The following is an 11,393-nucleotide window of genomic DNA, read 5'->3' as shown; positions in this document are numbered from 1 at the left end:
CCTGGCAGTCGACACTCATCCAGGTCTCGTCCACGCAAGCGCTGTCACCGCCGCCAGTTCGACGGCGATTGCATTGCGTTCTCCCTCGACCGTGTCGAGCTTGGTTCGGAGCGCGAGCAACTGCTCCGCGTGATCGTGCTCCCGGACCGTGCGCTCGGCAGCCCAACGTTCGCGCTCAGGGGGGAGAGGTCGGCATCGGAAAGGACGCGGCGACCAGAGCCGGGGCCGTGGGATCGATCGGCTGAGTGCGGCTCGACCGACGAGGTGATCTCGCCAGGTCCTTCATCGGCGTGCGTTGTACGGCTCGAACGCCTGCTTGCTGCGGCGCCGGCGGTTCATGTCCGAAAGTTCAGCCTTGGTGTAACCGCTCGCCGAGTAGCGCGGGAGCTGGCGACTTATGAAAGACTCGATCAGCCGGCGGGCCTTCTCGGCCGTCGCGGCGCGCGCGGTGTCGATCGCCGACGCCGCGGGGCTGACCGCGAACGCCTCGTCGCACTCGTCCCAGCGCTGGAACAGCAGCTCGCGCCTGGCGGCGGCCTCGCGGCCGGGGGCCGTCCACAGATCGGTCAGCTCCCGGTTGAGGAAGTTGAAGCGGTCGTCGAGCAGGCGCAGGGTCCAGTCGATCCTCATCCGGGTGCGCACCTCGGCGGTGCGGGCCATGAATGCGGCCTTGGCCGACGCGTGGAGCTCGGGGCCGCCCAGGCGATGCTGCAGCCAGAGCAGCCACTCGATCGGACCGGAGATCCCGATGGCGGTGAGGCCCTTCTGGCGCAGCTCCCAGCGGGTGGCGAGGGGCATCCACCGGCCGTGTTGGTCGCGGCCCCGGCGGTTGAAGAGGCGGACGGTGCCGTCGTCGTTGAAGGAGGCGGTGAAGCGCCTGGCGGAGTCGATGTACAGCACGGTGCCGTCGCGCATGCGCCTCATGCCGAGCGCCGCGGGGTTGTCCGGAGATGCAGGCCCCATGGGACCTGTCCCGGAGGGCTTGACCGAGCTCGGCACGGAGAGCTTCGGACCGGCGGTCGGGCCGGGGGCGGGGCCCTCGGTCGGCGCGGGTGCGCTCGCGGGGGGGGTCGTCGACGCGGACGTCGACGCGGTCGTCGGCGCGGGTGCGCTCGTCGGCGCGGGGGTCGAGTTTGCGGCCCTGGGGACGGGGCCCTCAGGGGATGGCGGGGCGGCGAGGGCCGCGGCTAGCGCGAGCCAGGTCGGCATGACTCATAAACTCTTGAGCATCTCTTCGTATTGCTCGGCGGTCAGCAGCCCGAGCGGCAGGCGACCGTCGCCGAGGAAGCGCGTGAGCGCTGGTTCTGGGCATGGTGGATGGCCCTGGCGATCGGCGTCTCGCCGAGGACAGCGGCCGCTTGCTCGTCGCATTACGCGAAGAAGACATCGACGGTCGGTCGCGATTTCTCGCGGCGGGTCCCCTCGCGCTTCTTCCGCGGCGCGGTACTCGCTCACCTCAACCCAGAACGGGTCCGAGACCAGCAGCGTGAACCTGCGATGGAGGGGCGTCGCCGGCGGTGAGGCGCTCGGCCGTCTTGCCGATGACGATGTCCTTCTCGAGCAGCTTGCAGTGCTCGAGCAGTTCCATGTCGATCGCGTCGGGCTCGGACCTCCAGTCCCCGTCGCTCAAGCCATCGTCCGCTTCAGCGTCGAGGTAATACGCGAGCACCTGCCAGAACGCTGCGCGACTCAAGTTTCGCTCGGCTACTTCGGCCCGCGCTGGCGATACAGGAACCACGCGAGCGACCGCGGGCGGCCGCGTCGTGCTGGCGATCGCACTGTTGCTCGGCGCGAGCTGTTGCTCCGCCAGCGTCGGGTACAAGCCGCGGCGCGGCCTCCGAGCCCATCGAGACGCCCTCGTTCGACTGACGAGGACGCGCTAAGCGGCGCGGAGCGAGGCGTGGAAGAGCTCCACGATGCGCGACCAGTGCGTGTCGTGGGCGGCCGCGTCGTAGACGGGGAAGTCCTTCACCGCGAAGCCGTGCTTGCGGCCCTTGAAGTGATCGACGGTGAACTGCACATGGGCCTCGGCGAGCGCGGTCACGAGCTTGCCCTGTTGCTCGGGGGTGCAGCTCTGGTCTTCGTCGGCGATGCTGAAGTAGAGGCTCGCCTTGATCTTCGAGGCCGCGAGGTGAGGGCTGTCGGGGGCGTCGTTCGCGATGCCCCCGCCGTGGATGACCGCCGCCGCGCCGATCTCGCTGGCGTAGGTGCCGGCGGTAGCGAGGGTGAGGCGCCCGCCGATGCAGTAGCCGAAGGCCCCGAGCGGCCCCGGCGCTACGCCAGGCTGCTCGCGGAGTGTGCGGATGAAGTGGCCCGCGTCGCGCATCGCCGAGGCGAGGTCGAGCGAGCGCACCAGGGTCATGAGCCGCTCCCGCTCTGGGGGGTTGGTGAAGACGGTCATGGGGTCGAAGGGCGCGTACTCTCCGGCGCGGTAGAAGATGTGGGGCAGCAGCACGACGTACCCAAGCGCGGCTAGGCGGCTCGCCACCTCATCCAAGGCGGGCCGCACGCTGCCCGCGTCGGGGAAGAGAAGGACGCCAGGCCGGGTGGCACCATCGGCGCCGTGCACATGGGCGGGGCAGACGCCGTCGTCGGTCTTGATCTCGAGCTTCTTCGGTTCGGTCGCGGTCATGCCCCGTATTACTCCTTCTCCGGCAGCTGCCCAACCCTGCGCGGCCGCCCGCCCGCCGAGCAACACGCCGAGCCTCTGTCCTCGACCTCGGCGACGGCGTCGCGGAACAGCATCTGGGCCAGCACCGCGAGCCATTACAGTCGCTGTCCTGCCGGCAGGCCTTTCGGAGGCGCTTTCAGGCTGCCGTCTTCGAGCCCGCGACGGCGGCGTCCTCTCCATGGCGCTGGTGCTTCCGGGGTGTCGTTGCGAGCGCCTTAAACTTTGCCCCGGGAGGGGGCAGCCTGACGGCCAAGGACCGCCTCGACGCGCTCGCCACGTTCGTGGACGAGCTTGAGCGATCCGCGGGGGTCGATCTCGCCTCGAGACAGAGCTCGTGACGTGGATCCCTTCTTCCTCTCTTCCTCGGGAGAAAGGGTTCGGGTCTCGACGACGACCTTCGAGGCAGGCACACCGCGAGGCCGAGATGTTGCCGGAAGCGCTCGCGCCGTCGTTGGGGTTCCCGAGCCCGCCGCACGCGGCGTGCGTGTGCGGCCGGAGAACTTCGCGACGCGGCGATTGTCGCAGGGCCCATGCAGCGCACCGCCGTGCTCCTCGCCGTGCTCGCGACCCTCTCGCCCGCGCCGGCCGCAGCCGACCGGCTGGCGTCCGCCCGCGGGCAGCCGCTGACGGAGGTGTCGCACGAGGCGACGGTGCGGATCGAGGACGGGATCGCCCGTTACCGCGTGCGCCGGACCTTCGCCAACGCCGGTACGCGGGCCGAGGAGGCGGCGCTGCGCATCGACCTCGCCCACGGCGCGGCGGTGACTGGCCTGCGTATCCGCGCCCGCGACCGCTGGTACACCGGCGAATTGATGGAGGCCGAGGAGGCGCTCGCCAAGTACCGCGAGCTGACTGGCATCGGCGCGTGGGAGGCGAAGGACCCGGCGTTGCTGCAGTGGGTGTGGGCCGACTCGGTGCACCTGCGGGTGTTTCCGGTGCTGGCGGGCACCGTCCACACCGTCGAGTACACGCTGACCGCCCCGCTCGAGTACCGCGACGGCCGCTACGTGATCACGTACCCGCGGCCCGACGCGAGCACCGACGGCACGTTGCCGCTGGCGGCGCCGATCTTGCGCGTCGACCCGGGCCACGGCGACGCGCGCACGGTCGTCCGCGTCGCCGGCAACCGCGTCGCGCCGGACGCCGCCGTCGTGCTCGCACCGCTGCCGAAGCCCGAGTGGGTCGGCGACGGCGCGCCCGATCCGGGAGCGGGATACGTGTTCAGCCGCCTCGACATCGAGCGCGACGAACCGGTGCTCGCCGCCGAGGTCAACCTCGAGATCGACCACACGTTCTCCGGCGACCTGCAGGTCCACCTCGTCACGCCCGCCGGCGAGCACGTCGAGGTCGCCCGCGGTAACAGCGGCAGCAACGACATCCGCGGCACGTTCAAGCTCGACCTGCCCGCGCCGGCGCCGAAGAGCCCCAGGGACCCTGTCCCGAAGGGCATGTCATCGCTCGGCGCGTGGCACCTGGTCGTCTCCGATCACGCCGGCTTCGACGTCGGCAGCCTCGACGCCTGGTCGCTGACGCTGACGCCGGCGAAGGCCGGCGCGGCGCCGATCCGCGCGACCGCGGTCGACCTGCCGCGCTTCATCCCCGACGCGCCCGACGGCGACGGCAACGGCGACCACGCCGTGATCGAGGTCGAGCCGCCGCCGCTCGCCACTTTGGCCGCTCGCCTCGGCCGCGTCGTCGCCTCGGCCGAGCGCGGCTTCACGCGCCTCGAGATCGACGCCGCGCCGCGCCTGCGCGAGCTGCCGCGCCGCGCGTCGGTCGTGTTCGTGCTCGACGTGTCGCGCTCGGTACCCGAGGCGGAGACCGCGGCGCAGCTGCGGATCGTCGACGCCTATCTGTCGCACGTGCCCGACGCGTCGGTCGAGCTGGTCGCGTTCGACCGGACGGCCCGCCGCGCGTTCGGGCAATTCGTCGCGGCGAAGGACGTCACGGCCGCGCTGGCCAAAGCGCGAGCGGCCGGGACGCTGAACGGCGGCAACGGCAGCGCGCTCGACGAGGGCCTGGAGCTCGCCGCGACCGCATTGCAGGGCCGCCACGGGCCGACGCGGATCGTCGCGCTGACCGACGCACTGCTGCGCACCCGCTTCCGCAACGCGCTCGCCGACCCGGCGCTCGCGCAGGCGCCGGGCGCGACGGTCACTCACCTCGTGATCCCCGAGCAGGACAGCGAAGCGTGGATCCGCCGCGACGACGCGCACGACCTGGCGCCGATCGCCGAGGGCCATCGAGGCGTGCTGTTCGCCGTGTCGGCCCCCGAGGGCGACAAGGCGCTGGCGAAGACGATGCTCGGGCTCGTGCGACCGATCGCCATCGATCACTTCGCGATCCGCGGCGTCGACCTGTCCGAGGCGCAGGCGGTGCCCGAGACGCTGCGCGAGGGCGCGGGCTACCGGGCGATGATCGCCGCGAAAGATCCGACGCGCAGCGTCGTCATCACCGGCAAGATCTGGGCGACCCCGTTCCGCAGAGTCGTTCGCCACGAGCCGGGCTTCGACGCCGCGACCGCCGCGTTCGTGTTCTCCGAGGACGAGCATGATGAGCTGACGAAGGAGGAGATGCTGCGCGTCGCGTTCGCCGGCCGCGCGGTCTCGCCGGTGACCTCGTACCTCGCCACCGAGCCCGGCGTCCGTCCGTCGACCGAGGGCCTGCTCGGCGAGGAGATCGGCGAATCGCTCGGCCTCGGCGGGCTCGGCCTGGTCGGTGCCGGCGGGGGCGGGGGCGGGTCCGGGGCAGCGCCGTTGCCGTCGCTCGAGAGCCTCCTGGCCCCCGCCGTCGATCGCTGCGTCGCCGCGCACAAACCGGCGAGCGGCTGGAAAGTCGAGCTCGAGCTCGAGACGACCGGCGTCGAGATCGTCGATGTCCAGGCGACAAGCGCCCGCGGCAAGGGCATGGGCGAGTGTCTCGTCGAGGCGGCCTGGCAATTGATGCTTCCGAACGGCGACTGGCCATTCCGCGAGACGCACAGGGTCAGTCTCGGCTGAGAGGTCGTCACATGGCGATCCGCGATGTTCCTCTCGAGTTTGGCATTCAGCTTCCGCGAACTGACCATCAATATACTCGACGCTCGGACGCGGGTAGCTCCACGCCCGCCGTCAGGAGGGCATCGAGGAAGTGAAGGCATTGATCGAGCCGGAGCTCCTACGGGCGTGTGCGAATCACGAGCCGGTAGGCGAACCCGCCTGCGCGCACGGACGCCTCCGCAACGGCAACGACGGCGCCGCGAGGACGCGACCGACCAACCTGATCGTCTGGTCGGCTCCGACTTCGACCTGGTCGCCGCCGCCAAGACGGCCGGGTTACACCCGACGAACTTCCGGCCGTCGAGCGCGACGTTCTTCTCGTGGAGCACCCGGACACGCTCTGTCAACTCGGCCACTGCCGCCTGGGCGGGGCTCAAGAGTGCGCGTGAGACGACGCGGCGCATGCTGCTTCGGTTTTTCTTGGGGCGCAGACGACCTCGCCGACCTTGGGCACGTGGCGGATCTTCCAGGTGCCGCGTCCCCACCACGGACCTTGCGGACGCCGGTTCGATCGCCGCGGCCGCGGCCGCGAGGAGCTCGAGGCGACTTGCCACGGGTTGCCTCATGGGCGGTCCTTGCCCCGGCTCCTTCTACCGGACTGGGGCTTGTCCCACCTCCAGCTGAGCCAAAACATTTGAACGGGGTCTTGCTCGACTCTTCCGCCACATGCGGAAAGGAAAGTAGGATCTACCAATGTCGCTCCGGTCCCTGCGCCTGCCGCTCCTCTCCACCCTGATCTCCGTGGGCTGCGTGTCGGCCCCGCCTCAGGTCGAGCCGCCCGCGCCGGCGGCGATGGCCACGCCTACGCCCGACAAGGCAGGGGCGGCGGAGGCGGGGCTCACCGGGCCGGCGGCGCCGGTGGCGCGCAAGGAGCCTCACGTGGTGGAGCTCGCGAACGGGCTGAAGCTCGTCGACGAGTACCACTGGATGCGCAGGAAGGACGCGCCCGACGTGCTCGACCACCTCCGGGCCGAGGACGCTTACGCGGAGGCAATGACCGCTCACCTCGCGCCGCTCCGGGAGAAGCTGCACGAGGAGATGCTGGGGCGCCTCGTCGAGACGGACGTGGACGTGCCGTACAAGGACGGCGATTATCTCTACTACTCGCGGGTCGAGAAGGGCAAGCAGTACCCCATCCATTGCAGGAAGGCGGTGAAGGGGGGCGAGGCGGCGAACGAGGAGATCCTGCTCGATCTGAACGAGATCGGGAAGCGCGAGAAGTTCGTCGGCCTCGGGCCGAAGTCGGTCTCCAATGACGGGAGCGTCCTCGCATACGGCATCGATACGACGGGGTTCAGGCAGTTCGTGCTGCGCTTCAAGGACCTGCGCACAGGCAAGGAGCTGCCGGAGCGCATCGAACGGGTCACCAGCGTGGCGTTCGCGAAGGACGGCCGCACGGTGTTCTATACGGTGGAGGACCCGACCACCAAGCGCTCGCACAGGCTCTATCGGCACAGGCTGGGGGAAGAGCCGGCGAAGGACGCGCTCGTGCACGACGAGAAGGACGAGCGCTTCCGGGTCCATGTGCACCGCTCGCGGAGCCGGGAGATCGTCTTCGTGAACATCGAGAGCCGGATCACGAGCGAGGTGCGCTTCGTGCGCGCGGACAGGCCGGAGGGGCCGCTCGTCACGGTGGAGCCGCGGGAGCAGGGGCACGAGTACTCGGTCGAGCACCGGGGCAAGGAGCTGCTCATCACCACGAATTCGGCGGCGACGGCGGGCGGGGCGAAGCCGGTGAACTTCCGCCTTGTATCGGCGCCGCTCGACAGGCCGGGACGCGCGAGCTGGAAGGAGGTGGTGCCGCACAGGCCCGGGGTGATGCTGGAGGGGGCGGACGCCTTTCAGGGCTTCACCGTGCTGGTCGAGCGCGAGGATGGGGTGCGCCACCTGCGGTTCATGCAGGGCAAGCAGCTCTCGCTCGACGCGTCGCACCGCGTCGTGCTGCCGGAGGCGGTCTATTCGGTCTGGCCCGGAGCCAACCCGGAGCTCGGGGCGACGTCCTACAGGATCGGGTACGAGTCGCCCATCACGCCCGAGACCGTTTATGAATACGACCCGGCGAAGCGATCGCTCACGCTGCGGAAGCGGCTGGAGGTGCCGGGCGGCTACGACGCGTCACGGTACGAAGTGCGCCGGGTATTCGCGACGGCGAAGGACGGGACGAAGGTGCCCATCTCGGTGGTGGCCAGGAAGGGCGCGGCGCCGGACCGGAAGAACCCGGTCCACCTCTATGGCTACGGGTCCTATGGCCACTCGATCAACATGGGGTTCTCGTCGGCCCGGATCTCGCTGCTCGACCGGGGCGTGGTGAGCGCGACGGCACACGTGCGGGGCGGCGGGGAAATGGGCAAGCGGTGGCACGAGGACGGGCGGATGCAGAAGAAGATGAATACGTTCACCGACTTCGTCGCCGCGGCCGAGGCGCTCGTGGCGGAGGGGTGGGCGGATCCTCGGCGGATCGTGATCCAGGGGGCCAGCGCGGGCGGGCTCCTCATGGGGGCGGTGGTGAACCTCCGGCCGGACCTGTTCGCGGGGGTGGTGGCCGAGGTGCCGTTCGTCGACGTGATCCACACGATGCTCGACGAGTCGCTGCCGCTCACGGTCGAGGAGTTCGAGGAGTGGGGGAACCCGAAGAAGCCGGACGAGCTGGCGATGATGCTCCAGTACAGCCCGTACGACAACATCGCGCCGAAGGCCTACCCGCCGGTGCTGGTGCGCACGTCGTACAGCGACAGCCAGGTGATGTACTGGGAGCCGGCGAAATACGTGGCGAAGCTCAGGGCCACGAAGACGGACCAGAACCCAGTGCTGCTGAGGATCCACCTCGGCGCGGCCGGGCACGGGGGGCTCTCCGGGCGCTACGACAAGCTGCGTGATACGGCGTTCACGTACGCCTGGATGCTCGATCGCCTGGGGGTGAAGGAGCCCTGAGCGACACGCTCAGGCGCCGCGGCCCGCGGCCCGGCGCGAAGCGTTTCAACAGCCCGATCGGCCCGGCGAGCGCGACGTACAACGCGTCGCCGGCGACGGATCATCGAGGGGCTGCAACGCGCCACCGGGCCACCGGGGCCCAGCCACGCGGGCGACGACCCGAGGGCGTGAACACGCGGTACCGGCGGCGGAGCCGTGCGCAGCATCCCGAAATCACCCCTCGCACACCGCTGCGACACGTGGAAGGAACCGATCTGCGGCCGTTCGATGCTACCGTACGGGCCGTACCCAGGAGGCACGATGGGCATCAACACCAAACAAGCGACCGAAGCGCGGCGCGCACATCGTGGAGAAATGCTGTGTTGACGCTCTATGTGGTGGATCCAGACGACGAACGCGATGCATTTCCGCCGCCGAGTGCAATGACGCTCGGAGCATTTTTGCAAGACCGGCCGCCGTGGACGCCGCGGCTAGATCGCACAGTCTTGATGTTCGACATGCTGCCGCTCATCTTCAACGACGACATCAACAGCTTTGGCTATCTCAGTCACATCGTGTTGCAACTCGAAGAGGTCAGCGCGCGCCTCACCGCGGGCAAGTACGCGTTGTTGTGTACAAGTGGCGGTGAGCCGCTGTTTTTGATCCTCGAGCCCGCCGAGGGCGGCACAGAAGTGTCGATCCTCGGCACGCATCGCCCGGCCCGATCGCTGTCTGCTGACTATGCAGCAGCTCGGCGGCCGTGGTTGCACCGGCGGCGAGCTTCGCGCGCAGGAGGCTCGCGTCCGGCTGCGGTGTGCAAAAGCGGTTTCTTCGTCGCCGCGAGTGAAGCGTCGACCTGCGTGGGCACATCGCTGGGCAGCGCGATTGCGCCGACGTGCTCGGTGAGGGACTTCGATGCGGGCATTCCTGGCCTGATCGCACATGCAAGGCCTCCGGCGCAAGCGGGCCCGCGAGCAGAAGCGACCTCCGATCGCTCCGCGAGCTGTCGCGTCGGACAGCTCAGCGTGCTCATACGGATGTAGCTGACGATCTCACGGCGCGGTGCGGTGCGAGGCTTGGGCATGCTGTCCCTTGTACCAGGTCGGTCGGACGCCGCCGGCGCAGTAGCGAGTAGCACCTCGCGGTCGCTAGCTGCTCCCGGTCGACCCTGACCCCCGCTGGGAGTCCAGTCACGGCACCGGCTTGACGTCCCTCGCGTTCGCATACGATCGTCAGCCGGCGCATGCTAACGAGAGCCCCGCTGTTCGCCGCCCTCGCTCTGATCGCCTGCTCGTGTGAGGCGCCCGCGCCTCCGCCCGCCTCGCCCGCACCCGTCGCCGCGCAGGCGCGCGAGCACTGGCTCCTCGAGCCGGGGCACCACACGGCGGTGCCGGTCACGCCGTCGCTCCCGGCGGAGCTCGGCGAGGTGCAGCTCCGCTTCACCCAGGCCATGGCGGTCCAGCAGGACTGGCTGCAGCAGTACCTCACCGAGCTGCAACTGCCGCCGGGCGCGCGGCTGCCGTACCACCCGAACTTCGCCATCACCGAGGCCGAGTATCAGAAGCTCGTGCACGCCTATGAGAACCCGCTCTTCGCCGAGGGCGACAGGCACGACCTCGAGGTGCGGATCGACGGGGACGCGTTGCGGTTCACCGCGACCGGCGCCCTCGCCCCGCTCACCCAGCTCGCCATCGAGGCCGACGGCCGCCTGCGTTACGGCGAGCTCGTCATCGACAAGCCCGAACGCGTCGAGAACCTGAAGGCTGACTTCGGCACCTGGTCGGGCTTTTCGTGGCGACGCGACGCATCGAACCCGTCCGCCCGCGAGCTCGACGCCCTCGACTTCGCGCTCGGCCGCACCGCCGACCGCCGATTCCTCCACCTGTCTCGCCGGCGGAGCGACGGCACCGCCATGATCGAAAACATCGAGCTGCTCGCCTGGATCGACTGACCCACACCGCCTCGGCTTCGAGCCGCGCCGGTCCACGCGCGAATGTCACGAGCGGGACGCATGGTGCTGCCCGAGCGGTTCGACGTTTGCCGGCCGAAGTGACGCCCGGGCCAGCCCACCGCACGCTCGTTCGGACATGTCCATGTGGTCACCATCTCACGCCGCAAGCTTGTGAGCTGCGCGCAATCATCCGGCGGGCGTCGTTCGGGCCACTTATCGTCAACACAATCACTTCGCGCTCGACCCGGAGGACGGCGACGCGAGCTCCTGGGTGCCGTCACGAAGCAGCTCCTACCGCGACCCGCCGCGCTCACTTCGACGCGCTCAACATGTCCCTCGGGCCATGTTGTCCCCACCGCAACGGGTCCGCTTGTCTCGACGGCTGGGCAGCCGCTGGCCGCAGGCCTTGGCCTGCTGTCCACCGCCGGGATGATAGTGTCGACGCCGGCACCGGCGTGACGTCGAACGGCATCATGCCCGGGCTCATCGACACGCCCGCCCTCGACGGGGGGTTCCGCGAGGTTGCCGCCAGGCACGGCGGGACCGATCCCGCCGAAGGGCGTGCGTGGGTGCTGAAGAACGCGGTCCATCAGACGGTCGCTCGCCTCGGCACGCCGGCCGACATCGCTGCAGCGGTGTGCTTCCTCGCCAGTCCGCGGACGGACTTCATGACGGGCGCGACCTTTCGCATCGATGGCGGGGCCACGCCCACGTTGTGACGGCGCTCGGAGCCACGATGGAGCCTTAGAGACATGTAGCGAAGGACATGCGACCGCCATCGGCCCGTACGCGAGAGCCAGGCCGGCGGGGCTGCGCGGGCGGG

8 protein-coding genes are annotated in these 11,393 nt (G+C 69.9%); 5 read left to right on the top strand and 3 right to left on the bottom strand.

Annotated features, from left to right (window positions below; genetic code table 11):
- Window positions 1-282: 282 nt before the first annotated feature.
- The 3 genes from O0S08_RS32790 to O0S08_RS32780 form a co-directional block, all read right to left on the bottom strand.
- On the bottom strand, window positions 283-999 hold the full coding sequence (locus O0S08_RS32790; protein ID WP_269033331.1) for a hypothetical protein: 717 nt from the start codon (window positions 997-999) through the stop codon (window positions 283-285).
- Window positions 1,000-1,456: 457 nt separating this feature from the next.
- A complete protein-coding gene (locus O0S08_RS32785) occupies window positions 1,457-1,822 on the bottom strand; it encodes a hypothetical protein (protein WP_269033330.1) in 366 nt (121 codons plus the stop codon).
- A gap of 57 nt (window positions 1,823-1,879) precedes the next feature.
- Entirely contained in the window at window positions 1,880-2,632 is a 753-nt protein-coding gene (locus O0S08_RS32780) for a dienelactone hydrolase family protein (RefSeq protein ID WP_269033329.1), read from the bottom strand.
- 569 nt (window positions 2,633-3,201) lie between these two features.
- Between O0S08_RS32780 and O0S08_RS32775 the strand changes: the two genes are divergently transcribed.
- The 5 genes from O0S08_RS32775 (at window position 3,202) to O0S08_RS32755 (ending at window position 11,289) form a co-directional block, all read left to right on the top strand.
- Entirely contained in the window at window positions 3,202-5,670 is a 2,469-nt protein-coding gene (locus tag O0S08_RS32775) for a VIT domain-containing protein (RefSeq protein WP_269033328.1), read from the top strand.
- A gap of 732 nt (window positions 5,671-6,402) precedes the next feature.
- Window positions 6,403-8,640 (top strand): S9 family peptidase, encoded by a 2,238-nt coding sequence (locus O0S08_RS32770; RefSeq protein WP_269033327.1) that lies wholly within the window; start codon window positions 6,403-6,405, stop codon window positions 8,638-8,640.
- A gap of 362 nt (window positions 8,641-9,002) precedes the next feature.
- Window positions 9,003-9,662 carry a hypothetical protein gene (locus O0S08_RS32765; protein WP_269033326.1) on the top strand — a complete coding sequence of 220 codons (660 nt, stop codon included), beginning with the start codon at window positions 9,003-9,005 and terminating at the stop codon, window positions 9,660-9,662.
- A 200-nt stretch (window positions 9,663-9,862) separates the two neighbouring features.
- Window positions 9,863-10,570 (top strand): hypothetical protein, encoded by a 708-nt coding sequence (locus O0S08_RS32760; RefSeq protein WP_269033325.1) that lies wholly within the window; start codon window positions 9,863-9,865, stop codon window positions 10,568-10,570.
- Between the two features lie 455 nt (window positions 10,571-11,025).
- A complete protein-coding gene (locus O0S08_RS32755) occupies window positions 11,026-11,289 on the top strand; it encodes an SDR family oxidoreductase (RefSeq protein ID WP_269033324.1) in 264 nt (87 codons plus the stop codon).
- Window positions 11,290-11,393: the final 104 nt, after the last annotated feature.

This window comes from Nannocystis punicea, assembly GCF_026965555.1.
In the GTDB taxonomy this organism is placed as follows: domain Bacteria; phylum Myxococcota_A; class Polyangia; order Nannocystales; family Nannocystaceae; genus Nannocystis; species Nannocystis punicea.
This window is presented reverse-complemented; position numbering and strand designations above follow the sequence as displayed.

Bases quoted from the DNA above. Each gene is read 5' to 3' on its own strand.
- O0S08_RS32780 (WP_269033329.1), bottom strand. From the start codon at position 2,632: ATGACCGCGACCGAACCGAAGAAGCTCGAGATCAAGACCGACGACGGC.
- O0S08_RS32775 (WP_269033328.1), top strand. From the start codon at position 3,202: ATGCAGCGCACCGCCGTGCTCCTCGCCGTGCTCGCGACCCTCTCGCCC.
- O0S08_RS32770 (WP_269033327.1), top strand. From the start codon at position 6,403: ATGTCGCTCCGGTCCCTGCGCCTGCCGCTCCTCTCCACCCTGATCTCC.
- O0S08_RS32760 (WP_269033325.1), top strand. From the start codon at position 9,863: ATGCTAACGAGAGCCCCGCTGTTCGCCGCCCTCGCTCTGATCGCCTGC.